The sequence below is a fragment of the Synechococcus sp. RedBA-s genome (assembly GCF_024345495.1).
In the GTDB taxonomy this organism is placed as follows: Bacteria; Cyanobacteriota; Cyanobacteriia; order PCC-6307; family Cyanobiaceae; genus Regnicoccus_A.
Window position 1 is genome coordinate 36,763 of sequence record NZ_JAGQBF010000014.1, and the last position, 23,863, is coordinate 60,625.

At 68.6% G+C, this 23,863-nt stretch carries 23 protein-coding genes and 1 tRNA gene; 12 read left to right on the forward strand and 12 right to left on the reverse strand.

The window, feature by feature from the left end:
* Positions 1-4: 4 nt before the first annotated feature.
* Together KBY67_RS07595 and KBY67_RS07600 are read right to left on the reverse strand one after the other, a co-directional pair.
* The gene (locus KBY67_RS07595; protein ID WP_255110404.1) at positions 5-823 is read right to left on the reverse strand and encodes a carbon-nitrogen hydrolase family protein; all 819 of its coding nucleotides are present in this window, start codon (positions 821-823) and stop codon (positions 5-7) included.
* 83 nt (positions 824-906) lie between these two features.
* The gene (locus KBY67_RS07600) at positions 907-1,662 is read right to left on the reverse strand and encodes a 2-phosphosulfolactate phosphatase family protein (protein WP_255110405.1); all 756 of its coding nucleotides are present in this window, start codon (positions 1,660-1,662) and stop codon (positions 907-909) included.
* A 54-nt stretch (positions 1,663-1,716) separates the two neighbouring features.
* Between KBY67_RS07600 and KBY67_RS07605 the strand changes: the two genes are divergently transcribed.
* Together KBY67_RS07605 and KBY67_RS07610 are read left to right on the forward strand one after the other, a co-directional pair.
* Entirely contained in the window at positions 1,717-3,282 is a 1,566-nt protein-coding gene (locus tag KBY67_RS07605; protein ID WP_255110406.1) for a UbiD family decarboxylase, read from the forward strand.
* 24 nt (positions 3,283-3,306) lie between these two features.
* Entirely contained in the window at positions 3,307-3,756 is a 450-nt protein-coding gene (locus KBY67_RS07610) for an Rrf2 family transcriptional regulator (protein WP_255110407.1), read from the forward strand.
* Positions 3,757-3,774: 18 nt separating this feature from the next.
* Here KBY67_RS07610 and KBY67_RS07615 read toward each other — a convergent pair whose 3' ends face one another.
* From KBY67_RS07615 to hemL, 6 genes are read right to left on the reverse strand one after another with little or no spacing between them, the layout of a single operon-like run.
* A complete protein-coding gene (locus KBY67_RS07615; protein WP_255110408.1) occupies positions 3,775-4,527 on the reverse strand; it encodes an ABC transporter ATP-binding protein in 753 nt (250 codons plus the stop codon).
* Complete coding sequence (locus KBY67_RS07620) at positions 4,524-5,297, reverse strand: ABC transporter ATP-binding protein (protein ID WP_255110409.1); 774 nt, start codon at positions 5,295-5,297, stop codon at positions 4,524-4,526. Before KBY67_RS07620 ends, KBY67_RS07615 begins: the two co-directional genes overlap by 4 nt.
* A complete protein-coding gene (locus KBY67_RS07625) occupies positions 5,297-6,178 on the reverse strand; it encodes a branched-chain amino acid ABC transporter permease (RefSeq protein WP_255110410.1) in 882 nt (293 codons plus the stop codon). Before KBY67_RS07625 ends, KBY67_RS07620 begins: the two co-directional genes overlap by 1 nt.
* Positions 6,175-7,107 (reverse strand): branched-chain amino acid ABC transporter permease, encoded by a 933-nt coding sequence (locus KBY67_RS07630; RefSeq protein ID WP_255110411.1) that lies wholly within the window; start codon positions 7,105-7,107, stop codon positions 6,175-6,177. Before KBY67_RS07630 ends, KBY67_RS07625 begins: the two co-directional genes overlap by 4 nt.
* A 7-nt stretch (positions 7,108-7,114) precedes the next feature.
* Positions 7,115-8,338 (reverse strand): ABC transporter substrate-binding protein, encoded by a 1,224-nt coding sequence (locus KBY67_RS07635; RefSeq protein ID WP_255110412.1) that lies wholly within the window; start codon positions 8,336-8,338, stop codon positions 7,115-7,117.
* Complete coding sequence (gene hemL, locus KBY67_RS07640) at positions 8,338-9,654, reverse strand: glutamate-1-semialdehyde 2,1-aminomutase (protein WP_255110413.1); 1,317 nt, start codon at positions 9,652-9,654, stop codon at positions 8,338-8,340. Before hemL ends, KBY67_RS07635 begins: the two co-directional genes overlap by 1 nt.
* A gap of 274 nt (positions 9,655-9,928) precedes the next feature.
* Here hemL and KBY67_RS07645 point away from each other — a divergent pair, with 274 nt between their 5' ends.
* On the forward strand, positions 9,929-11,488 hold the full coding sequence (locus KBY67_RS07645; protein ID WP_255110415.1) for an FAD-linked oxidase C-terminal domain-containing protein: 1,560 nt from the start codon (positions 9,929-9,931) through the stop codon (positions 11,486-11,488).
* Between the two features lie 7 nt (positions 11,489-11,495).
* On the opposite strand, the gene tpiA is transcribed toward KBY67_RS07645, so the two are convergent.
* Positions 11,496-12,236 (reverse strand): triose-phosphate isomerase, encoded by a 741-nt coding sequence (gene tpiA, locus KBY67_RS07650; RefSeq protein ID WP_255110416.1) that lies wholly within the window; start codon positions 12,234-12,236, stop codon positions 11,496-11,498.
* Positions 12,237-12,268: 32 nt separating this feature from the next.
* Positions 12,269-12,454, reverse strand: a complete 186-nt coding sequence (locus tag KBY67_RS07655) for an RNA-binding S4 domain-containing protein (protein ID WP_255110418.1) — start codon at positions 12,452-12,454, stop codon at positions 12,269-12,271.
* 38 nt (positions 12,455-12,492) lie between these two features.
* Here KBY67_RS07655 and KBY67_RS07660 point away from each other — a divergent pair, with 38 nt between their 5' ends.
* The 3 genes from KBY67_RS07660 to KBY67_RS07670 all read left to right on the forward strand — a co-directional run bounded on the left by KBY67_RS07660 (position 12,493) and on the right by KBY67_RS07670 (position 14,943).
* The gene (locus KBY67_RS07660; protein ID WP_255110420.1) at positions 12,493-14,232 is read left to right on the forward strand and encodes an ABC transporter ATP-binding protein; all 1,740 of its coding nucleotides are present in this window, start codon (positions 12,493-12,495) and stop codon (positions 14,230-14,232) included.
* A gap of 83 nt (positions 14,233-14,315) precedes the next feature.
* Positions 14,316-14,684, forward strand: a complete 369-nt coding sequence (locus KBY67_RS07665) for a hypothetical protein (protein WP_255110421.1) — start codon at positions 14,316-14,318, stop codon at positions 14,682-14,684.
* Between the two features lie 28 nt (positions 14,685-14,712).
* The gene (locus KBY67_RS07670; RefSeq protein ID WP_255110422.1) at positions 14,713-14,943 is read left to right on the forward strand and encodes a DUF6447 family protein; all 231 of its coding nucleotides are present in this window, start codon (positions 14,713-14,715) and stop codon (positions 14,941-14,943) included.
* A 26-nt stretch (positions 14,944-14,969) separates the two neighbouring features.
* Here KBY67_RS07670 and KBY67_RS07675 read toward each other — a convergent pair whose 3' ends face one another.
* Both KBY67_RS07675 and carB read right to left on the reverse strand, forming a co-directional pair.
* A complete protein-coding gene (locus tag KBY67_RS07675) occupies positions 14,970-15,674 on the reverse strand; it encodes a DUF3386 domain-containing protein (RefSeq protein WP_399214134.1) in 705 nt (234 codons plus the stop codon).
* A gap of 50 nt (positions 15,675-15,724) precedes the next feature.
* Positions 15,725-19,045: a carbamoyl-phosphate synthase large subunit gene (gene carB / locus KBY67_RS07680; protein WP_255110425.1), complete on the reverse strand. Its 3,321-nt coding sequence runs from the start codon at positions 19,043-19,045 to the stop codon at positions 15,725-15,727.
* Positions 19,046-19,161: 116 nt separating this feature from the next.
* Between carB and KBY67_RS07685 the strand changes: the two genes are divergently transcribed.
* The 6 genes from KBY67_RS07685 to KBY67_RS07710 all read left to right on the forward strand — a co-directional run bounded on the left by KBY67_RS07685 (position 19,162) and on the right by KBY67_RS07710 (position 23,730).
* On the forward strand, positions 19,162-19,797 hold the full coding sequence (locus KBY67_RS07685; RefSeq protein ID WP_255110426.1) for a DUF3318 domain-containing protein: 636 nt from the start codon (positions 19,162-19,164) through the stop codon (positions 19,795-19,797).
* Complete coding sequence (rsfS, locus tag KBY67_RS07690; protein WP_255110428.1) at positions 19,790-20,197, forward strand: ribosome silencing factor; 408 nt, start codon at positions 19,790-19,792, stop codon at positions 20,195-20,197. The genes KBY67_RS07685 and rsfS overlap by 8 nt, the downstream gene beginning before the upstream one ends.
* A 64-nt stretch (positions 20,198-20,261) precedes the next feature.
* Positions 20,262-20,765: a CGLD27 family protein gene (locus tag KBY67_RS07695; RefSeq protein ID WP_255110449.1), complete on the forward strand. Its 504-nt coding sequence runs from the start codon at positions 20,262-20,264 to the stop codon at positions 20,763-20,765.
* A gap of 31 nt (positions 20,766-20,796) precedes the next feature.
* Positions 20,797-21,780, forward strand: coding sequence for an asparaginase (locus KBY67_RS07700; protein ID WP_255110429.1), 984 nt, complete (start codon positions 20,797-20,799; stop codon positions 21,778-21,780).
* Between the two features lie 51 nt (positions 21,781-21,831).
* Positions 21,832-21,908, forward strand: a tRNA-Met gene (locus KBY67_RS07705).
* A gap of 142 nt (positions 21,909-22,050) precedes the next feature.
* The gene (locus KBY67_RS07710; RefSeq protein ID WP_255110430.1) at positions 22,051-23,730 is read left to right on the forward strand and encodes a GMC oxidoreductase; all 1,680 of its coding nucleotides are present in this window, start codon (positions 22,051-22,053) and stop codon (positions 23,728-23,730) included.
* Positions 23,731-23,863 lie beyond the last annotated feature (133 nt).

A 23,863-nucleotide genomic window follows, 5' to 3' on the forward strand; every position in this document is an offset into this window, starting at 1 on the left:
AGGATCAGAACAGCGACGGGTGACGGTGGTTGAGGCTCGGCATCTGGGCGCGGACCCGCTGGCCATGGTCAGGGTCGACGGGGGCCATCGCAAGCCCCACACCAACGCCGGCATCAGCGAGCACGGTTCCCCAGGGATCAATCACCAGGGCATGGCCGTGGCTCTGGCGGCGGCCGTAGTGCAGGCCGGTCTGGGCCGGAGCCAGCACGTAGGCGGTGTTCTCGATCGCCCTCGCCTGCAGCAGCACCTGCCAGTGGTCCTTGCCGGTGAAGGCGGTGAAGGCCGCCGGGATCATGATCAACTCGGCGCCGGCGCCGGCCAGGTGACGGTAGAGCTCCGGGAAGCGCACGTCGTAGCAGATCGAAAGGCCGATCCGGCAGAGGCCCGGGGCATCGACCACCGGCGGCAGCGCCGTGCCGGATTGAACGGTCTCCGATTCCCGATAGGTGTTGCCGTCGGGCAGATCGACATCGAAAAGGTGGATTTTGTCGTAGCGGGCCAGTAGCTGGCCGTCGCGCCCCACCAGCTCCGCGCGGTTGTAGGTGACCCGCTCGCCGGCGGGCACGGGGAAACCACCCCCCAGCAGGGTCACCTGATAGCGCCGCGCCATGGTGACCAGGAAGCGGCTGCAGCGGTCCGCCAAGCTGGGGGCCAGCTCCAGGCGGCGGCTGTCGTCGCCCATGAAGGCGAAATTCTCGGGCAGGCCCACCAGCTCGGCCCCACGGCGGGCGGCCAGCTCGATCTGCTCCTCGGCGGCGGCGAAGTTGGCGTCCGGATCGGGGGTGCTGGTGAGTTGCGCTGCGGCAGCCAGAAAGCTCGTCACCAGAAGGAAGTGCCAGGTCGGCGGAACTTTAGGGGGAGGTCCGCCGGGGGGGCTGGCCGTCACGGCCCCCTTTTGGGCTGGCCTCAGCTGGCCTTGAGCACCCCGGGCTCGGCCTGCATCGGCACGATTGTGAGGGTGTCGAGGGCAGCGCAGCAGTGGAAATCGGCGTCGTGGTTGCCCAGCCGCTCCAGGCGCTGGCCATGGCTGGCGGTGCGCAGGCAGGCCTCGGGGTCGTGCCGCCATTGCTGCCAGAGGGCCAGGGCTGCCACCATCTCATCGTTGCCGGCCGCCACACTGATTCCCGCGGCAGGGGCCAACTCCATCAGGGCGGCGCCGACGGCGCCCGCCGCCAGGCTGTCCTCCAGCGAATAGGCCCCCTCCCAGCCGCTGCCCACGATCCAGACGTTCTGCACACCCCGCTCGATCAACCGCTTCGCCACGGCGCTGCGGTTCGGCAGACAGGCGGTGAGCAGCAAGGGCAGATCCCGCACCCGGTCGAGGGAGCGGGTGCCATTGGTGGTGCTCATGAAGATGCGCTTGCCCGCCACCAGCTCCGGGGTCACCCCCAGAGGCGAGTTGCCCAGATCGAAGCCCTCCACCCGGGCCCCGCCACGCTCACCGGCGGTGAGACGCTGCTCGGCCGGCCAGGCGGCGGCACTGGTCTTGAGGGTTTCGAGGTCGGCGAAGGCCTGGATCGCCTCGGCGCCGTTCTCCAGGGCCCAGGCCATGGTGGTGGTGGCCCGCAGCACATCGATCACCACCGCCGCATCCGGGCTGCCGCCTTCGGCACGCTCCGCCTCCGGCACGCATTCGGAGGTGTGGAAGGTGTGGATCAGCACGGCGCGGCGGGCGGGGAGGGTGCGCCACAGTAGGCAGCAACGGATCTGAACCGAATGCAGGCAGTGTTGCCGCGGAGCACCACCCGAGACCTGCGCGGTTTTCTGGCGCTGCTGGAACAGCGCGGCCAGCTGCGGCGAATCACCGTGCCGGTGGATCCCGACCTGGAGCTGGCGACCATCGCCGACCGGGTACTGGCCCGCGGTGGACCTGGCCTCCTGTTCGAGAACGTGATCGGCAGTTCGATGCCGGTGGCAGTCAACCTGCTGGGCACGGTGGAGCGGGTGGTCTGGAGCATGGGCCTGGAGCGGGCCGAGCAGCTGGAAGACCTTGGGGAGCGCCTGGCCTTGCTGCAGCAACCCCGCCCCCCCAAGGGCCTGCGCGAGGCGGTCCGTTTCGGCGGCGTGCTCTGGGATGTGGTCAAGGCCCGCCCCGACCTCGACCTGCTGCCCCCCTGCCACCAGCAGGTGTTCAAAGGGGATCAGGTGAACCTCGATGCCCTGCCGCTGCTGCGCCCCTGGCCCGGTGACGCCGGCGGCGTGGTCACCCTGGGCCTGGTGATCACCAAGGACCCGGACACAGGGGTGCCCAACGTGGGCGTTTATCGCCTGCAGCGCCAGTCGGTGAACACCATGACCGTGCACTGGCTGAGCGTGCGCGGTGGCGCCCGCCACCTGCGCAAAGCCGCCGCCCTGGGCAAGCCCCTGGAGGTGGCGGTGGCGATCGGCGTGCACCCCCTGCTGGTGATGGCCGCCGCCACCCCGATTCCCGTGCAGCTCTCCGAGTGGCTGTTCGCCGGCATCTATGCCGGAGAGGGAGTGCGCCTGGCGAAGTGCAAAACGCTCAACCTGGAGGTGCCCAGCCACAGCGAGGTGGTGCTGGAGGGCACGATCGCGCCGGGGGAGGTGCTCCCCGATGGCCCCTTCGGCGATCACATGGGCTTCTATGGCGGCCTTGAAGACTCCCCCCTGGTGCGCTTCCACTGCGTCACCCAGCGGCGCGATCCGGTCTTCCTCACCACCTTCAGCGGCAGGCCTCCCAAGGAGGAGGCGATGCTGGCCATCGCCCTCAACCGCATGTACACGCCGATTCTTCGCCAGCAGGTGCCGGAGATCGTTGATTTCTTCCTGCCGATGGAGGGCCTCAGCTACAAGCTGGCGGTGATCGCCATCGACAAGGCCTATCCGGGCCAGGCCAAGCGGGCGGCGATGGCCTTCTGGAGTGCTCTTCCCCAGTTCACCTACACCAAATTTGTGGTGGTGGTCGACAAGACGATCAGCATCCGCGATCCACGCCAGGTGATCTGGGCGATCAGCGCCCAGGTGGATCCCCAGCGGGATCTGTTCGTGCTCGAGGACACCCCCTTCGACACCCTTGATTTCGCCAGTGAGCGGCTGGGGCTCGGCGGTCGTCTGGCGATCGACGCCACCACCAAGATTGGCCCCGAGAAACGCCACGACTGGGGCGAACCGCTGCGGCGCACGGCGGAGCAGGAGGCTGCGGTGGACCGCCGCTGGGCGGAGCTGGGCCTTGCCGACATCGACGCCAGCGATCCCGATCCGGCGCTGTTCGGCTACACCCTGGAGCACGTGCTGGAGCGCCTGGCCGCCCGCGGCGCCTAGGCCGATGCACTCCCTGGGGCGGTGATGCTCAAGCGCCGGGGCCTGCAGGCGATCCAGGCGTTGCTGGAACTGGCCCTGGAGCCCGGGCGCTGGCGCTCGGGGCCCGATCTGGCCGCCAGCCAGGCGATTCCCGAGCCGATGCTGGAGCAGCTGTTGCTGCAGCTGCGCCGCGCTGGGCTGGTGGACGCCCGTCGGGGTCGCCATGGCGGCTATCGGCTTCAGTGCGCCGCCGCCGCCATTCCCCTGCTGGCGGTGCTGCGGGCGGTGGAGGCGGACCCCTCCCAGCCGGCGGCCGCGGCGGGGGCGTCCCAGGCGGCTGAGCCGGCGGGAGCCCAGGTGGCCGTCGCCCTGGAGCGGCGCCTGCAGCTGGCCCTGGAGCGGGAGCTGGCCCGGCTCAGCCTCGAGGACCTGCTCTACGACCTGCGCAGCACCCAGGAGAGTCTGAGCCAGGAGGGGGGGCTGATGCTGGGGTGATGACGATGAAGGCGCCACTCATGGAGCGGCATCCTCTGCCCCCAGGTAGCTGCTGCGGAGGTCGTCATGGGCCAGCAGCTCAGTGGCGCTGCCGCTGAGGCTGACGCTGCCCGCCTGGAGCACCACCCCCCGATCGGCGATCGCCAGGGCCGCCTGGGCGTTCTGCTCCACCAGCAGGATCGTCAGCCCCTCGCGATGCAGCTGCTGCAGGATCGCCATCACTTCGGCCACCAGCCTCGGCGCCAGCCCCAGGCTGGGTTCATCCAGCAGCAGCAGCCGTGGACGCCCCATCAGCGAGCGGGCGATCGCCAGCATCTGCTGCTCACCGCCCGAGAGGCTGCCGGCCGGCTGCGACTGGCGCTCCCGCAGGCGGGGGAAGCGCTCGTAGCAGCGCTGCAGATCCTGCTCGATCCCGCGGCGGTCACGGCGCAGATAGGCCCCGAGCTCCAGGTTTACCGCCACGGTCTGGCGGGCCAGCACCCGCCGCCCCTCCGGGCAGTGGGCGATGCCGAGCCGCACCGTTCCCTCGGTGGCGGTCTTGGTCAGGGAGCGGCCCTGCCACTCGATCCGCCCCAGCTGGGGCTTCACCAGACGCGAAATCGCCCGCAGGGTGGTGCTCTTGCCGGCGCCGTTGGAGCCCAGCAGGGCCAACAGTTCCCCCTCGTGGATCTCCAGGTCAACCCCGCTGAGGGCGCTGATCGCTCCGTAGCGCACCGAGATCCCCCGCAGGGCCAGCAACGGTGGGCCAGGGCTGCTGAGGCTGACGCTCATGGGCTCACCCCGAGATAGGCCTCGATCACCGCCGGGTCGTGGCGCACGCTCTCAGGGCTGCCCAGGGCGATTCGCCGGCCGAAATTCAAGACCGCCAGACGGTCGCAGAGCTGCATCATCAGCGGCACATGGTGCTCAATCACTAGGACGGTGAGATCAAAACGGGAGCGCAGTCTGCGGATCAGGGCCGAGAGTTCCTCCTTCTCGATCGGGTTCATACCGGCGGCCGGTTCATCCAGCAGCAGCAGGCGCGGGTCGGTGGCCAGGGCGCGGGCGATCTCCAGCCGCCGTTGTGACCCATAGGCCAGGCTGCCGGCCGGCAGCTGGGCCGAGGCACCCAGATCCAGCAGATCCAGCAGCTCCAGGGCCTGCTGCCGCAACTCCCCCTGGCGCTGACGAAACGAACGTCCCCCCAGCAGGGAGGCCAGCAGGGGGGAGCGTGCCCGCTGATGCAGGCCGATCAGCACGTTCTCCAGGCAGCTCAGCCGCTGGAACAGGCGCAGGTTCTGGAAGGTGCGGCCGATCCCCAGCCGGTTGATCCGATCGGGGGGCAGGCCGTCAATCGCCCCATCCCCCCAGCGGATCGACCCCCCCGTGGGCCTGCCCAGCCCAGAGATCAGGTTGAACAGGGTGGTCTTGCCGGCTCCGTTGGGGCCGATCAGCCCGAAGATCTCCCCTGGCTGCACCTGCAGCGACACCCGATCAAGGGCCAGCAGGCCGCCGAAGCGGCAGCTCACCTCCTCCAACACCAGCAGGGGGGCGGCTGGCATCAGGATCGGCGCAGCAGCTTCCGCAGCCTGGCGAAGCGCTCCGGGGTGATCAGTCCCTGGGGAAAGAAGATCGGCCCCACCAGGATCACCAGGCCGTAGAGGATCAGGCGCAGATCGCCCACCGGCCGCAGCAGTTCGGGCAGGGCGGTGATCACCAGCCCCCCCAGCACCGGCCCCAGCCAGAGGCGCGAGCCCCCGAACACCACAAAGGCCAGGCTGGTGACACTGGTGTCGAAGCTGCCCTGACGGGCATTCCAGGTGTTGAGAAAGTGGGCGGCCAGCACGCCGGTGAGGGCGGCGATCACAGCGCTGAGCACGAAGGCGGTGAGTTTCACGTCGGCGGTGGGGATGCCCATGCAGCGGGCCGCCAGTTCGTCATCGCGGATGGCCGCCATCGCCCGCCCCAGGCGCATGGACTCCAGCCGGGCGCAGAGCCAGCAGACCAGGGCCAGCAGCAGACCGGTGGCCAGGGCATAGCCCCCGGGGCCGGCGAAGGGCTGGGGAATGCCGAAGATCCCCACGGCGCCGCCGCTCCACTCCAGGTTCAGGTTCAGCACCCTGAGGATCTCCACCAGGGCAATGGTGGCAATGGCCAGGTAGATGCCGCGCAGCTGCAGCACGGGTCGCCCGATCGCCAGGGCCACAGCCGCCGCCACCAGGGCCGCCAGCAGCAGCTCCAGGGCCAGGGAGGTGAGGGGGTAGCCGGCGCCATCGCCCGCCAGGGCGGGCCAACGGGTGGAGAGCAGGGCCGCCACATAACCGCCGATCACATAGAAGCCCGGGGTGGCCAGTGAGAGCTGACCGCAGCGCAGCGGCAAATAGACGGAGAGGGCCAACAGGGCGCCGAAGCCCATCTGCACCAGCAGGGAGAGATCGCTCACACCTTGTTGGCCAGCGGTTTGCCGAGCAGTCCCTGGGGGCGCAGCAGCAGCACCAGAAAGAGGATCGCGAAGGCCACCCCGTCCTTGTAGCCGGAGAGATCCGGCGGCACCAGCGCTTCGGCCAGCCCCACGATCAGGCCACCGAGCACCGCCCCGGGCACGCTGCCCAGCCCCCCCAGTACCAGCACCCCCAGACCCTTGAGCCCGTAGCCGATGCCGAAGTAGGGGCCGGCGATGCTCACGCTGAGCCCCACCAGTCCACCGGCCACCCCCGCCAGGAAGCCGCTGAGCGCGAAGGCCAGGCGGATCATGGCGCCGGAATCAATGCCCAGCAGGCGGGCGGTGATCGGATCCTCCGCCACCGCCTGCAGGGCCTTGCCGCTGCGGCTGCGCTCCAGCCAGAGGGTGAGCAGCACCAGCACCAGGGCGGCCACCAGCAGCAGCAGCAGCTGCACGCTGCGGATCTGGGCGCCGCCCAGGCTCAGGGCCGGCGGCAGGGCCGCCAGAGTGGAGGCGGGAATCGAGTAGCTCTCGGCCCCCATCAGCAGCTGCACCAGGTTCACCAGCACCACCCCGGCCCCCAGGCTGGAGATCAGGTAAAGCAACGGTTCGGCGTTGCGTTGGCGCAGGGGGCGGAACGCCACCGCCTCCACCGCCAGCCCCACCAGGGCGGAGCCGGCTCCGGCGACGGACAGGGCCAGCCAGAACGGCAGGGCCATGGGCAGTTGCCATCCCGCCAGCAGCCCATTGGCCCCCACGGCGCCACCGATCAGCAGGTAGGTGAGGTAACCGCCGATCGTGAACACCGCTCCATGGGCGAAGTTGATCACCCCCAGCACCGAGAACACCAGGGTGTAACCGAGGGCGAAGAGGGCATAGACCGCCCCTGAGGCCAGTCCGTTGATCAGAATCTGCAGGAGATGAACCACGTCAGGTTCAGGGCAGCAGCGCGAAACGGCCGCTGCGCCCACCCGGTTGCATCCGCACCTGGGCCACGTGGAACTGCTGCTGCACCACCTCTCCATCGGGGCTGAAGCTGATGGGGCCCAGGGGAGTGTCGTAGCGGCCGCCCAGCAGTTCGGCCATCAGCGCCTTGCGCGCCTCTTGCAGGGAAAGCTGGGCCAGTGGCTGGCGTTGGTTCAGCCTTTGCAGGGCTTCGCCCACCACCTGGAAGGCTGTGAAGGCCTGGGCCGTGAGCTGGGGGGGGATCGCTCCGCCTTTGGCCTTTTGATACAGAGCCACGAACTCGCGGTTCACGGGGGTGTCGAGCTCGGGGCTGTAGGCCTGGGCGATCAGGATGGCGTCGCAGTAGGCCTGACAGATCGGATAGATGTTCGGCGTGTTCATGCCGTTGCCCACCACGATCGCGCCCCTGTAGCCCAGCTCCCGCAGCTGACGGATCAGGTTGCCGCCATCCACGGCCTGGGCCGAGATCACCACCAGATCGGGGGTCTCGCGCAGGGCGGCCGTGATCTGGTTTTGAAAGTCCTGGTCATTGAGCTGGGTGCGCTGTACCGTCACGGGCTTGAGCCCCTTGTCGGTGAGAGCCTTCTGGAAGATGGCGGTCTCTGACGTGCTGTAGGCGTCGTCCTGGGCATAGAACACCGCCGCCCGCCGGATCGAAGGGGTCAGCTGAAGGGCCTTGGCGATCGACAGCGGCGCAATCTCGGTGCTGGGGGCAGAAACCCGGCTGATGAAGTGACCGATCTGGGGAATCCCGGTGGCGGTGTTGGAGGGGGCCACCACCGGCACGCCGCGGCGCTGGGCGATCGGGTCGGCGGCGAAGGCCTGCTGGGAGAGGGTGGGGCCGATCAGGGCCACCATGCCGGCATCGATCAGCAGGTTGAAGGCCTGGCTGGCGGTGGCCTCATCGCCGCCGCCGTCCTCCAGGCGCAGGTTCAGCTTCAGGGCGCCCTGGGGGTTGGCTGTCTGGCGCTGGCGGAACCAGCTCTGCGCCAGTTTGAGCCCGATCTGCTGGTCCTGCCCGTAGGCATTGGCATTGCTGGTGAGCGAGAGCACCGCCCCCACCGGGACGCCGCCCTTGAACTGCAGCGGTTGGTCATCAGCGCTGGGACCGCAGCCCACAAGAGCGGCTAGAAGGGCCACTGCGGCCCCCGCTCCCAGGGAGGCCGTGATCCGTGAGCGCCTGCCCAGCTGCATCAGGCGATGGCGGCGAAACAGTCGCGGAAGGCCCTGAGGGTGGCGTCGATGTCGGCGTCGCTGTGGGCCAGGGACGTGAACCCGGCCTCGAAGGCGCTGGGGGCCAGGTAGATGCCGCGCTCGAGCATGGCCCGGTGCAGGCGGCCGAAGCGTTCACTGTCGGTGGCCTTGGCCTCCTCGAAGTTGCGCACGGGCCCTTCACAGAAGAAGAAGCCGAACATGGCGCTGATGGAGCCCCCGCAGATGGGCAGGCCGGCCTCGCGACCCGCCGCCAGGATGCCGTCGCTGAGACGCTTGGTGATCGCCTCAAGCCGCTCGTAGCTGCCGGGCTGCTTCAGCAGCTCCAGGGTTTTGATGCCGGCGGTCATCGCCAGGGGATTGCCGCTGAGGGTGCCGGCCTGGTACATGGGCCCGGCCGGGGCCACCATCGCCATGATCTCGGCCCTGCCGCCGTAGGCGCCCACGGGCAGGCCGCCACCGATCACCTTGCCCAGGGTGGTGAGGTCGGGGGTGATGCCGAAGCGGGCCTGGGCGCCTCCGTAGCTGATGCGGAAGCCGGTCATCACCTCATCGAAGGTGAGCAGGGCGCCGTGCTCCGTGGTGAGTTCCCGCAGACCCTCAAGGAAGCCCGGCTCGGGGGTGATGAAGCCGGCGTTGCCCACCACCGGCTCCAGGATCACGCCGGCGATTTCGCCAGGGTTGTCGGCGAAGAGCTGCTTCACCGCTTCCAGGTCGTTGTAGGGGGCGGTGAGGGTGTTGGCGGTGGTTGTGCGCGGCACCCCGGGAGAATCCGGTAGTCCGAGCGTGGCCACTCCCGAGCCGGCCTTCACCAGGAACATGTCGGCGTGGCCGTGGTAGCAGCCCTCGAACTTGATCAGCTTGTCGCGACCGGTGAAGGCCCGCATCAGCCGCAGCACCGACATGCAGGCTTCGGTGCCGGAATTCACGAAGCGGACCATCTCGACGCTGGGGACCGCCTCGATCACCATCTCCGCCAGGGTGTTCTCCAGGGCGCAGGGGGCACCGAAGCTGGTGCCCTTGTCGAGGGCCTCATGCAGGGCCGCGATCACTTCGGGCCGGGCGTGACCACAGATCGCCGGCCCCCAGCTGCCGATGTAATCGATGTAGCGGTTGCCGTCCACGTCCCAGGCGTAGGCGCCCTTGACCCGGTCGAAGACGATCGGATCACCGCCCACGGAACGGAAGGCCCGCACCGGTGAGCTGACCCCACCGGGCATCAAGGTCTGGGCGGCTCTGAAGAGGTCCTGGGAACGGGAGGTGTTCAGGGCAGGAACCGAAACAGGGGCCGAAGTCAAGGCGTGATCCGCGAACGTTGAAGGGGGGTGAGGGGCTGAGGGCGAACCTGAGAACTGCCCTGGCACCACCAGACCATGGTGCATCCTCGCCCAACACGCTGCCGCTCCCTCCGCCGAAGGCCCCAGGTCCGGCGGATTTCCCCTTCAGCGCGCGCAGATCCTGCCATTGGCGCAAGATTTCGCAACGACTTTTCCCACCCCCGGGCTCCAAGCAGGTGCGCACTCGCCACGCTCGCTATCGTCACGGAGCTGCCTGTTGTGATTGGCTGACCCCTTGGCCGAGCCGCCTGCCCTGACCCTGCCCTGGGGGCGGATCGAGCGGCGACTGCGTCAGTTGCTGCCCGCGAGGGCGGTTGTGGCCCGTCGCCCGGAGCTGCTCACCTACGACAGCGATGGTCTGACCCTGCATCGCCATGAGCCCCCCCTGGTGGTGCTGCCCGAAACGACCGACCAGGTGGCCGCTGTGCTGCGCCTCTGCCAGGACGAGGGAGTGCCCTTCGTGGCGCGGGGCAGCGGCACCGGTCTGTCCGGGGGTGCCGTGGCGGAGCAGGAGTCGCTGCTGGTGGTGACCAGCCGCATGCGCTCGGTGCTGGCCCTGGATCTGGAGAACCAGCGCATCACCGTGCAACCGGGGGTGATCAACAGTTGGGTCACCCGCGCCGTGGCCGGCGATGGCTTCTATTACGCTCCCGACCCCTCCAGCCAGGTGGTCTGCAGCATCGGCGGCAACGTGGCCGAGAACGCCGGTGGGGTGCATTGCCTCAAGTACGGCGTCACCAGCAACCACGTGCTGGAGCTGGAGGTGGTGCTCCCCGATGGCCGCATCACCCGCCTGGGCGGAAGCCTGGCGGAAATGCCCGGCCTTGACCTGCGCGGGGTCTTCATCGGCAGTGAGGGCACCCTCGGCATCGCCACCGCCATCACCCTGCGACTGCTGCCCCAGCCCCAGACGGTTCAGGTGCTGCTGGCGGACTTCCCCTCGATGGAGGCGGCCGGGGAGGCGGTGCGCCTGGTCACCGAAGCCGGGGTGCTGCCGGCGGGGATGGAGATCATGGACAACTTCACGATCAACGCCGTCGATGACCTCTTCGGCTGCGATGAGTATCCACGCGACGCGGCGGCGGTGCTGCTGATCGAGCTCGACGGCCGCCTGGAGGAGGTGAGTGCCGCGGCGGAGCGCGCCATGGAGCTCTGCCACCTGGCCGGTGCCCGCTCCCTTCGCCGGGCTGAATCGGAGGCTGATCGCGCCCTGCTCTGGAAGGGCCGCAAGTCAGCCTTCGCGGCGGTGGGCCGGATCACTCCCACCTACTACGTCCAGGATGGGGTGGTGCCCCGCAGCGCCCTGCCACGGGTGCTGGCGGCGATCGAGGAGCTCAGCCGCCGCTATGGCTTGCCGGTGGCCAACGTCTTCCATGCCGGCGACGGCAATCTCCACCCGCTGATCCTCTACAACGCCAGCGACGTGGATGTGCAGGAGAGGGTGCAGGCCCTCGGCGCCGATATCCTGCGCCTCTGCATCGACGCCGGCGGCAGCATCACCGGCGAGCACGGCGTAGGCGCCGACAAGCGCTGCTACATGGATTGGATGTTCTCCCCGGAGGATCTGGGCACGATGCAGCTGGTGCGCAACGCCTTTGATCCCGAAGGCCGCGCTAACCCTGGCAAGCTCTTTCCCACCCCCCGCAGCTGCGGAGAATCGGCCCGCCGTGCCCGCAGCGTGCGCGTGCAGGTGAATGGCATGGAAGACGTCACCCCTGGAGTCCCTGCCGCTGCAGGCCTCGATCCGTCTCTGCCGGAAGCGTCTCTGAGCAGCGAAGCGATCGAGGTGTTCTGAGGCTGCCTCAGGCGGCCACGGGCACCTGATAGCGGGCGATGCGAGCAAAGCCCGCGGGATCCAGCGAAGCGCCGCCCACCAGCACGCCGTCGATGTCGGGTTGGGCCATCAGCAGGTCGATGTTCTCCGCCTTGACCGAGCCGCCGTACTGGATGATCACGTCGTCGTAGCCCACCCAACCCCGGATCAGGCCGCAGAGGCGGTTGGCCTCTTCAGCGCCGCAGGTCTTGCCGGTACCGATCGCCCAGATCGGTTCGTAGGCCACCACCAGCTGGGTGGGGTCGAGCCCTTCCAGACCCTGGTCCACCTGGCGGCGGATCACCCGCTCGGCCTCGCCGGCCTCCCGCTGGGAATCGCTCTCGCCCACGCACAGGATCGGGATCATCCCCGACTTCTGGGCCGTGCGTGCCCGCAGGTTGATCTGCTCGTCAGTTTCGCTGTAGTACTTGCGCGGCTCGCTGTGGCCCACGATCGTGTGGCTGACGCCGTGCTCCAGCAGCATCGGAGCTGAGATCATGCCGGTGTAGGCCCCCACGTCGTCCCAGTGCACGTTCTGGGAGGCGATGCGCACGGCGCTGCCCGCGAGGGCTTCACTGAGGGCGGAGATGGCGGTGAACGGAGGGGCCAGCACCACCTCCCGATCGCCGGGAAGCTCCCCCAACAGCGGCAGGAAGGCGGCGGCATAGGCCCGCGCCTCGGCGCAGGTCATGTGCATCTTCCAGTTGCCTGCAATCACGGCTTGACGCACAGGATTGTCCTCGCCCAGAATTGCCCCACAACTTAGGTGCCTGTGGGGACCACCTCACTTGTCCGCCCCAGCTCCACCCTGTCTCCGGGCAGCAGCTGACGGCCGCGGCGCCGCTCCACCGCTCCGTTGACCCGCACCTCACCGGCCTGCACCCGCACCTTGGCTTCACCGCCGGTGGCCACCAGGCCCTGGTACTTAAGGAATTGATCAAGCCGCAAGGGAAGGGGGGCCGGATCGGCGCTGATAAGGTTCCTCGATGCTCGCACCCCCACCGGCCGGCTTTCGCGGGCTGCTGCCGCTGCTGAAGCCCCACCGCCGCAGGCTGGTGGCCGGCGGCCTGTGCATGCTCGTGTTCGTGGCCTGCTGGCCCCTGCTGGCGGCCCTGGCCGGCCAGCTGATCCCCGCCATCGGCTCGGGAGATTTCCCTCGGGTGCTGCGGGCGATCTCCCTGGCCCTGCTGGTATTTCTGGTGCAGAAGCTGGCCCAGTTCGGTCAGGACACCCTGCTGGCCTCACCGGCGCTGCAGGTGAGTCAGGCGTTGCGTAGCCAGCTGTTCGCGCGGCTGCAGCGGCTGGAGTTCTCGGCTCTGGAAAAGCTCTCGGCCGGCGACCTCACCTACCGCCTCACCGAAGACGCCGACCGGGTCGGCGAGGTGATTTATAAAACGATCCAGGACACCACCCCCAGCCTGCTGCAGCTGGTTGTGGTGTTCGGCTACATGGTGTTCCTTGATTGGAAGCTGTCCCTGGCGACCCTGCTGCTGGCGCCGCTGGTGGCGCTGATGGTCAGTGGCTTCGGTGCCCGGGTGATGGGCGCGGCCGAGCGCAGCCAGAAGCAGGTGAGCGAGCTGGCGGGGCTGCTGGCGGAGGCCATCGGCGGACTGTCACTGGTGCGCGCCTTCGCCGCTGAGGACTGGCTGCAGCACCGCTTTGAGCAGGAGATCGATCTGCATCGGCGCGCCAAATACCGCACCCTGCGCCTGCTGGCCCTGCAGCATCCGGTGGTGGGCTTCATCGAGGCTGCCGGCATCCTCTCGGTGCTGCTGATCGGAGCGGCCCGCATCCAGGCCGGAGGGCTCGACAGCCAGGGCTTCAGCTCCTACGTAGCGGCGCTATTGATGCTGATCGATCCGATCTCCCACCTCACCACCAATTACAACGAGTTACAGCAGGGGCAGGCCTCCTTGAATCGCCTGCGCGAGATCGAGCGCGAGCCGGTGGAGATCCCCGACAGCCCCACCGCCCAGCCCCTGGGAGCGGTGCGCGGAGAGCTGCGGCTGGAGCATGTCTGGTTTGGCTATGACTCCGACCAGCCGGTGCTGCGCGACCTCGATCTTTGCGCCCAGCCCGGCCAGCTGGTGGCCCTGGTGGGACCCTCTGGAGCGGGCAAGAGCACCCTGTTTTCGCTGTTGCTGCGCTTCAACACCGCCCAGAGCGGGCGGGTGCTGCTGGATGGCCAGGATCTGGCGGGCCTGCGCGCCGCCGACCTGCGCCGGGCCGTTGCGCTGGTGCCCCAGCAGAGTCGGGTGTTCTCCGGCAGCGTGGCTGAGGCGATCCGTTTCGGGCGGCCCGCCAGCGACGAGCAGGTGGCTGAGGCGGCGCGCCTGGCCAATGCGGCCGGTTTCATCGAGGCCCTGCCTGAGGGGTACCACTCGCGCATCGAGGAGCGGGGCAGCAATTTCTCCGGCGGCCAGCTCCAGCGCATCGCCATCGCCCGAGCGGTGCTCGGTGATCCCGCCGTGCTGCTGCTGGATGAGGCCACCAGCGCCCTCGATGCCGAAGCGGAAGAGGCGGTGCAGCAGGGCCTCAAGCAGGCCATGGCTGGCCGCACCGTGCTGGTGATCGCCCACCGCCTCTCCACGGTGCAGGGCGCCGACCAGATCCTGGTGCTCGAGGGTGGCGGCATCATCGAGCGCGGCAGCCATGATCAGCTGATGGCACGTCCCGGCCGCTACCGCGAGCTGTGCGACCGTCAGCTGATCCGCGTGGCGGCCTGAGCTGCCACCGTTGAGACCACCGTTGAGACCACTCCTGAGGCCACCCTCCAGGTTCCGCCGTTCCCTTCCACGCTCGAGCGACCATGGCTGAAATGCCCCAGTGGGAGTACCGGGTGATCCACATCAATGTGGAGAACACCTCCCCGCCCCAACCGCCGGATCCCCAGGCCGCCAGCCAGAAGCTGCAGGGGATCCTCAGCCCGGAGTTCATTGCCCGGGAATTTCCCGAGTTCTACGGCGCCTCCCAGACCCCCCGCCACCCTGCCGAGCAACTGCAGTTCTTCATGAACCTGCTGGGCAAGGAGGGCTGGGAGATGGTGGAGGCTGCCCAGGTGGGTCCGCTGCTGATGTTCTTCTTCAAGCGCATTCGCCGTCCCGCCCCGGCCAAGCTGCCCCCGGCAGGTCCGGCGCTGGCCGCTCCAGCCGCCGAGGGCCCGCCGGGGGCGGCTTAACCTGCCCCAGACGACACAGTGGTGACCTTTGACGGCCTCTTCCAACCAGCCCCCCGTGCTCACCTTCGAGGGCAAGCGCTACGAACTCAACGTTCTCCCCGACGACGTCAAGGAACTGGTGCGAGGGATGCAGGTGGCCGATGCCCAGTTGCGTCTCTACGAGGACACCCTCAAGGTGCTGGCGGTGGGCCGCCAGTCGATGGCCTTTCAACTGAACGAGCGACTCAAGCAGATCCCCGCCCTGCCGGACGGGGTCTGAGAGAACGGCTCGTCAGGTGGTTTTGATCAGGAGGCGGGGGTCTCCTGGGAAGCCTGGGGCAGCGGCTCGAGGGCCTCGAAGCGGAAGGTCTGCACGCTGCTGCCACCGGAAGCTTCGGGATCCTCGCTGCTGATCACCCGCTCGCTCAGCACCCAGGGGCCCACGCCCGCCAGGGGCACGAAGGTGTCGGTGAAGGTGCTTTTGCCGCCGCGAGCCTCGCCCGTGGCCGGATCGCTGTATTGGCTGCTGTAGGTGTGGCTGAGGTAGCCGGCGCCGGTGTCGGTGGTGCTGCCGGTGAAGATCGTCACCACGGTGCCGTGGATCTGGCGGTGCACCATGGTCACCACCGAATCCTTGATGCGGTAGCGATCTCCGGCGTTCTTGCCGCCCACGATCACCTCGAGGCCCACGGCGTCGCTGTCGCCGGCGTTGAATGTGTTGGCACCATGGGTCTGCTCGAAGCTGCGGCGCACCCGGTGGATGCACACCTCCCAGAGCTGGGAGCCGACCGCCTTGGTGATCTCCTCATCCTCGATGCCCTCCACGCTGGCCTTGAGATCGGCGCCCACATGGAACTGGCCCTCCGCCCGCTGTGCTCCCTGCTCCCAGAGGCAACGGCCCCGGTAGCCGCCGAAGCCCGGCTCCCAGGTGTAGCGGTTCTCATAGGCGGCACGGAACAGCTCGCGGATGTCGCTGCCCGGAGTGATTGAGGCGCTGGTGCTGGCGCTGATGGGGGGGGTGGCGGTACCGGTCAAGGATCCAGGGGCGGAGGCCCCCAACCCTAACGAGCAGCCCCGGGGTGGATGTCCTGGAGGGCGGCCACGGTGAGTTCCTGGCTCTGGAGCGTGGCGATCGCTTCCACCGCCGCGCGGGCACCGGCCACGGTGGTCACGGTGGGGACGGCGTAGTCGAGGGCGGCGCGGCGCAGGTACTTGTCGTCGTGGGTGGCCTGACGGCCGATCGGCGTGTTCACGATCAGCTGGATGCGGCCGGAGCGAATGGCGTCCTCGATGTTGGGGCGGCCTTCGTGAACCTTCAGGATCGACTCCACCTCCAGGCCCGCCTCCCGCAGCACCGCCGCGGTGCCACTGGTGGCGATCAGGGCCAGGCCCAGCTGGCAGAGGCGCTGGGCGACGGGCACCAGCGCAGGCTTGTCACGATCGTGGGTCGAGAGGAAGACGCTGCCGCTGATGGGCAGGCCTTCGCCGGCGGCGATCTCGGCCTTGGCGTAGGCCATGCCGAAGCTGGCGCCACTGCCCATGACCTCGCCGGTGGAGCGCATCTCTGGTCCCAGCAGGGTGTCGGACCCGGGGAAGCGCTTGAAGGGCAGCACCGCTTCCTTGACGTTCTGCAGGGGCGGTGTGGGCTCGCTGGTCAGGCCCAGTTCGCTGAGGCTGTGGCCGGCCATCAGCAGGCTAGCGATCTTGGCCAGGGGCACACCTGTGGCCTTGGCCACGAACGGCACCGTGCGCGAGGCGCGGGGATTGGCCTCGATGATGAACACCCGATCCCCCTCCTCTGGGTGCGACTGCACGGCGAACTGGAGGTTGATCAGGCCGCTCACATCCAGGGCCAGGGCCAGGGCTCTGGTCCACTGCCGGATCGTGGCCAGGGCCTGCTTGGAGAGCGACACCGCCGGCAGGGCGCAGGCTGAATCGCCCGAGTGGATGCCGGCGGGCTCGATGTGCTCCATTAGGCCACCGATCACCACCGAGCCCTGCCGATCAGCGAGGGCATCGACATCCACTTCGATGGCGTTCTCGAGGTATTTGTCGATCAAGACGGGGTGGTCGGGCTCCACCTGCACCGCCTCCACCATGTAGCGGTTGAGTTCCGCCTCATCGAAGACCACCTCCATGGCGCGACCCCCGAGCACGTAGCTGGGGCGCACCACCACCGGATAGCCCACTCGATCAGCCACGGCTCGGGCCTCCGCTTCGCTGCGGGCGAGACCGTTGCGGGGTTGGCGGATGTCCAGCTGACGCAGAATCGCTTCGAATTGCTCCCGGTCCTCGGCCTGATCGATCGACTCCGGTGAGGTGCCCCAGAGCTTGGTGCCGGTGGCCTGCCCCTCCGGCCCAGCCAGCCAGCGCAGCAGCGGCAGGGCCAGCTTGAGCGGGGTCTGGCCACCGAACTGCACGATCACCCCTTCGGGCTTCTCCGCCTCGATCACGTTGAGCACGTCCTCGAGGGTGAGCGGCTCGAAGTAGAGGCGGTCGGAGGTGTCGTAGTCGGTGGAGACGGTTTCTGGGTTGCTGTTCACCATCACGGTGGCGAAACCATCGGCCCGCAGGGCGAAGGAGGCGTGGCAGCAGCAGTAGTCGAACTCGATGCCCTGGCCGATGCGGTTGGGCCCGCCGCCGAGGATCATCACCTTGCGGCGGGTTTCGGGCTGCACCTCGTCTTGCGGCGGCAGGGGGGCCAGGGAGCCGTCGGCCGCCAGCTGCTCCAGGGGGCGCTCGTAGGTGGCGTAGTGGTAGGGGGTGGTGGAGGCGAATTCCGCCGCGCAGGTGTCCACGGTCTTGAACAGGACGTTGACGCCGAGGCCCTGGCGGCAGCGGCGCACGCTCAGCTCCTCGCTGCCGCATGCCCAGGCGATCTGGCGGTCGGAGAAACCCAGTTGCTTGAGCTCCAGCAGATCCGCCGCCGAGAGCTGATCCAGGCTCCGGCCCCGCAGCAGCCGCTGCTCGGCCTCGATCAGGTGGCGCAATTTGGCCAGGAACCAGGGATCAATGGCGCTGAGCCGGTGGATGTCCTCATCACTGCGGCCTGCCACCATCGCCGATCGCACCGCGAAGATGCGATCCGGTGAGGGAGTGCGCAGCATCCGCTCCAGATCGCTGGGCTCCAGGGGCTGGTCGGGGCGGTCGCAGCCCCAGCCGGCATGGCCGGTTTCCAGGGAGCGCAGGGCCTTCTGGAACGATTCCTCGAAGCAGCGGCCGATCGCCATCGCTTCGCCCACCGATTTCATCGAGGTGGTGAGCACAGCAGGGGAGCCGCGGAACTTCTCGAAGGCGAAGCGCGGAATCTTGGTGACCACATAGTCGATCGTGGGCTCGAAGCAGGCCGGTGTGGCGCCGGTGATGTCGTTGAGGATCTCGTCGAGGGTGTAGCCCACCGCCAGGCGAGCGGCGATCTTGGCGATCGGGAAGCCGGTTGCCTTGGAGGCCAGCGCCGAGGAGCGGCTCACCCGTGGGTTCATCTCGATCACCACCACATCGCCGTTGGCGGGGTTGATCGCGAACTGGATGTTGCTGCCGCCGGTTTCAACGCCGATCTCGCGGATGATCGCGATCGACTGGTCGCGCAGCCGCTGGTATTCGCGGTCGGTGAGGGTCTGGGCCGGCGCCACGGTGATCGAGTCGCCCGTGTGCACCCCCATCGGGTCGAGGTTCTCGATGCTGCAGATGATCACCACATTGTCGGCCAGATCACGCATCACCTCCAGCTCGAATTCCTTCCAGCCGATCAGCGAGCGCTCGATCAGGATCTGGCTCACCGGGCTCGCCTCGAGGCCGCTCTTGCAGAAGGCCTGGAATTCCTCGGGGTTGTAGGCGATGCCGCCGCCGGAGCCGCCCAGGGTGAAGGCCGGCCGGATGATGCGCGGGTAGGTATCGATCTCGGCGCCCACCCGCTCGGCTTCCTCCAGGGAGGAGGCGATGCCCGAGGGGCACACCGCCACGCCGATCCGCTCCATCGCCTCCTTGAACAGCCGCCGGTCTTCGGCCTTCCGGATCGCCTGGAGGTTCGCGCCGATCAGTTCCACGCCGAAGCGCTCGAGGGTGCCGTCTTCCGCCAGGGCCACCGCCAGGTTGAGGGCCGTCTGGCCGCCCATGGTGGGTAGCAGGGCATCAGGGCGCTCCAGTTCGATCACCTGACGCACCACGGCGGGGGTGAGCGGCTCGATGTAGGTGCGATCCGCCATCTCCGGATCGGTCATGATCGAGGCGGGATTGGAGTTCACCAACACCACCTCGTAGCCCTCGTCGCGCAGGGCCTTGCAGGCCTGGGTGCCTGAGTAGTCGAATTCGCAGGCCTGGCCGATCACGATCGGTCCCGAGCCCAGCAGAAGGATGCGACGCAGGTCCGACCGACGGGGCATGGGCGGAGCTTGAACTGCCAAACGACGCCAGCCTCTCACGGCCCCATCACCGATTAGGGCGGTGGGGCGCTGTGTCCTCGCTAACGTGAGGATCTTGTGATCAGTGACGTGGCTCCATGAGCGAACTCCAGCGCCTGAAAGGGCTCCTCCCTCCGGAGATGCAGAGCTGGGTGTTCGTGGAAGCGGCAGCCTCCGCCGATCCCCCGCTGATCACGATCGAAGAGATCGGCCGCGATGAGGTGGAGGTTCAGGTGGACCTGCTCAAGTGGGAGCCCTTCGCCCTCGACCACCGCAACCTGCTTTTCTGGCATGAGGTGGGGCGCATCCAGAACGATGCCGTTCCCCGCGATGGCTGGGAGATGGCGGCCCTGGCCATCGGCCTTGGCGGCGCCATTGGTGAGCTCTGGGTCCAGGACGGCCTGCTGCTGATGATGGCCCTGGGGCTCTCTGGCTTCGCCGGCTACCGCCTCTACCTCAAGAATAACAACGAGAAGCGCCTGCAGGACGCCATCGCCGCTGACGAGCGAGCCATTTCCCTGTCCTGCCGCTTCGGCTACACCCTCCCCAACGCCTACAAGAGCCTGGGGGGTGCCCTCAAGGAACTGCTGGAGCAGACCCGCAAGAAGCGTCGCCGCTCTTTCTACGAGGACCGGCTGGAGGCTCTGCGCAAGAGTGCGGGTCGTGCCAGAGCAGAGATGGCACAGCAACAGGGAAGCCGCGAGTCCGTTACCAGTGAGAACGTCTATGGCTGAGTCAGCCCCCACCCCTGCCCTTTTGGCTTCTGCTAACAGCCGGGCCCTGGCCCTGCTGGCCGCCGAGGCCTGTGACGACCGCAAGGCCGTCGAGATCTGTCTGATCCGCGTCGAGGAGGTGTCCTCCATCGCCGACTGGTTCGTGATCTGCTCCGGCCTCTCCGATGTGCAGGTGCGGGCCATTGCCCGCTCCGTTGAAGACCGGCTGGAGCTGGAGGCCGATCGCCTGCCCCTGCGCAAGGAGGGCCAGAGCGAAGGCCGCTGGGTTCTGCTCGACTACGGCGAGCTGATCGTGCACGTGCTCACCCCGGCAGAGCGCCGCTATTACGACCTGGAGTCCTTCTGGGGACACGGTGAGCACGAGCCATTCCTAAGCTCGCAGCAGCCACAGCCCCAATGAGTTGTCCCCCGGGGACAGCTCGACACCAACTCAGCCACTTCCCGGGGACGTCCCTGTGACTGCCATGGATCAGGCCTGCTCGGAGAGTCCGTGCCCGGTGCCGCCGGAGCAGCGTCCCCTTGAGGAATACCGCCAGCTGTGCTCCTCCTGGTTCTTCGCCTGGCCGTCCCTCACCGCCGTGGGCCTGCGCAGGCCGCTGTTGATCAGCTGGGTTCTGGCCCTGCCGTTCACCGTCTTGATCAGCACAGGCAGCTGGCCCCTGCGCCACGACCCCCTGCGCCTGGTGGCCACCGCCGCGGTGGCGGCGGTGCTGCCTTCACTGCTGTTGCTGACGCGTCAGTGGCTGGGCTGGTCCTACGTCAACCGCCGCTTGATCTCCGAGCGAGTGGAGTATGAAGAATCCGGCTGGTACGACGGCCAGGTGTGGGAGAAACCCCTGGCCTGGCGCCAGCAGGATCTGCTGGTGGCCCGCCACCAGGTGAGGCCCGTGCTGGTGCGGCTGCGGCAGGCCCTCAGCGTTGCCCTTGCGCTGCTCCTGGGCGGTGCTGGCCTCTGCCAGGCTCTGTGAACGCTCCATCCGCGGCCCCCTTCCATCCCCGATGACCCTGTCCTCCAGCTTCGGCAGCCCCCAGCGCCCCGGGGTTCCTCCCCTGGAGGTGCGCCTGCTGCGCAACGGCATCGCGGAGTCGCTCCATCGCGTCCATGCGGCGGTCTGCGACAAGCGCGGCCGGGTGCTGATGCGCGCCGGTGACCCCCAGCAGCTCAGCTTCGTGCGCTCGGCGCTGAAACCCTTTCAGGCCATGCTCTTCGTCAGCAGTGGCGCCGCCGATCAGACCGGCAGCGGCGACCGCGGACTGGCGATCGCCTGCGCCTCCCATGCCGGCACCGCCGCCCATGCGCGCGAGGCCTTCAAGCTGCTCTGGAGCGCCGACATTGAGGCCGAACAGCTGCAGTGCCCCACTCCGGTGGGGGCCGACAGCCCGCTGCAACACAACTGCTCCGGCAAGCACGCGGCTTTCCTCACCACCTGCCGGCGACTGCACTGGCCGCTGGAGAGCTATCTGCACGTGGACCACCCCCTACAGCAGCAGATGCTGCGCCGGGTGGGCGAGCTGCTGGGGCTGCCGGGGGCTGAGCTGGTCACCGCCCGCGACGACTGCGGCGCCCCCACCCTGCAATTGCCCCTGGCCCAGATGGCCCTTCTCTTCGCCCACCTCGGCTCCTCGGAGCATGCGGATCTAGAGCGACTCAGTCGGGCGATGCTGGCCCACCCGGAGCTGGTGGCGGGCGAAGGTCGCTTCGACACCGAGCTGATGGCCCGGGGTCACGGCATGGTGATCAGCAAGGGCGGTGCCGAGGGCATCCAGTGCCTCAGCCGCGTGGGCGAGGGCCTGGGTCTGGCGATCAAGGTGGAGGACGGCGCCAGCCGTGCCAAGCACGCCGTGGCTCTGCACCTGCTCGAGCAGCTCGACTGGCTCACGCCGATCACCCTCGAAGACCTCAAGCGCCAGTTCCTGGTGCCCGGCGAGGGCCTGGAGCTGGCGGTGAGCGGTGAGCTGCGCTTCGACGCGGCCACCCCATGAGGGCCGGTTTTTGCTTGCGGGCACCTCGGGCTGGTATTCTCCTTTTGGCGCCGCGGGGTAGAGCAGTCTGGTAGCTCGTCGGGCTCATAACCCGAAGGTCAGGAGTTCAAATCTCCTCCCCGCCACCACATCACGAAGCCCGGTCATCCCCAGATGGCCGGGCTTTTTGATGGCTGCACTGCCCATCCCATCTGCTGAGCTCAAGGTTCAGCCTCCCTCTGAAGCCCTGGCCTTAGCTTCGTCCTCTGCTGCCGGCTGGGAAGCCCACAGATGTCCTCTGGCCTCGCTGGGTCCCCCCGCTTCGATCCCTCCCTCACCTACGACGCGGTGGTGGTGGGCTCAGGGGCCACGGGCGGGGTGGCGGCGATGGTGCTGGCGGAGGCGGGCCTGCGGGTGCTGGTGCTGGAGGCGGGTCGTGACCTGAGCCCGGTGCAGGCCTTCGGCCGGGAGCCAGGTAACAGCCTGCGGCGCCTGGCCAACCTCAGCAGTGGTCACCAGAGGCTGCAGAGCCAGCATCCGGGTTACTGGAAGGCCAACCCCGATCTCTACGTCGATGAGATCGAGAACCCCTACAGCACTCCCCAGCAGCGGCCTTTCCTCTGGAGCCGCGGTCGCCAGGTGGGTGGCAGGAGCCTCACCTGGGGCGGCATCACCCTTCGCCTCTCCGACTACGAGTTCAAGGCGGCCGAGCGGGATGGCCATGGTCTGCCCTGGCCGATCGCCGGCGAGGATCTGGCCCCCTACTACGACCGATTGGAGCGCCTGCTGGGGGTGCATGGCCAGCGCGATGGCCTGCCCCAGCTGCCGGATGGCCAATACCTGCCCCCTCTGCCGTTCACCCCCGCCGAGGAGCACCTGGGCGGCGCGGTCGCCCGGGAGCTAGGGCTGCCCCTGATCCACTCCCGCGGCTTCCGGCTGCAGCGGCGCACGGCCACCAGCCCCTGGCCCCGCTCCTGCTCCCAGGGCGGTGCCCTCGCCCGCGCCCTGGCCAGCGGCAAGGTCTGCCTGCGCAGCGATGCGGTGGTCAGCCATGTGGAGACCGGCGCCGGCGGCCTCGCCGAAGCTGTTGTCTTCCTCGATCGCCTCAGCGGAGTGCGCCAGCGCGCCCGCGCCCGGCTGGTGGTGCTCTGCGCCTCCACGCTGGAGAGCGTGCGCATCCTGCTGCACTCCGGTGAAGCGCATCAGGGCGGGGGCCTGGCCGACGGCTGCGGCTGCCTGGGGCGCTACTTGATGGATCACATCTCCAGCAGCCGTTTCTTCGCCCTACCCGATCAGCCGCCGCCGGCTGAGGCGGCGGAGCTCTCCGGGGCTGGCAGCGCCTTCATCCCCAACACGGTGAACCTGGAGGGCGGCGCTGATCTGCCTTTTCTGCGGGGCTACGGCCTCTGGATGGGGGTGCAGCGCTTTGACCCACCGTGGCCGCTCAAGCGCCACCCCAGCGAGGCGGTGGGCTTTCTGATCGGCCACGGTGAGGTGCTGCCCCGGGCCGACAACCAGCTCACGCTCAGCTCCTCGCTCCGAGATGCCTGGGGGCTGCCGGCCGCCCACATCGACTGCCAATGGGGGGAGAACGAGCTGCGCATGGTGGCCCACATGCAGGAGCGCATGGAGCAGGTGGTGGCGGCCGCCGGCGGTGAGATCCGCCCCCTCCAGGATCTGTTCGTCTTCCCGCTTGCTGAGCCCCTGATCTGCCGAGGCCTGGCCCTCGCCCCCGCAGCGCCCCCCCCCGGTTACTACATCCACGAGCTGGGTGGTGCCCGCATGGCCTCACGCCCCGAGGACGGCGTGCTCGATCCCTGGAATCGCCACTGGCAAGCGCCCAATCTGCTGGTCACCGATGGGTCCTGCTGGCCCAGTGCCGGCTGGCAGAGCCCAACCCTGACCGAAATGGCGATCACCTGGCGGGCCTGTGAGCGGGCGGCGGCGGATCTGCGCCGCTCGGATGTGTGAGCGGCTGAACACCAGCGGGGGAAACTGGTGTCGATGACCACAACCCGGCTGGATCCCAGGCCGCACAATTTGTGGGCGACCTTTCAACGGGTCGGGCAAGGGAGTTACGGCGGGAGCGGCAGCTTCCGCTTTT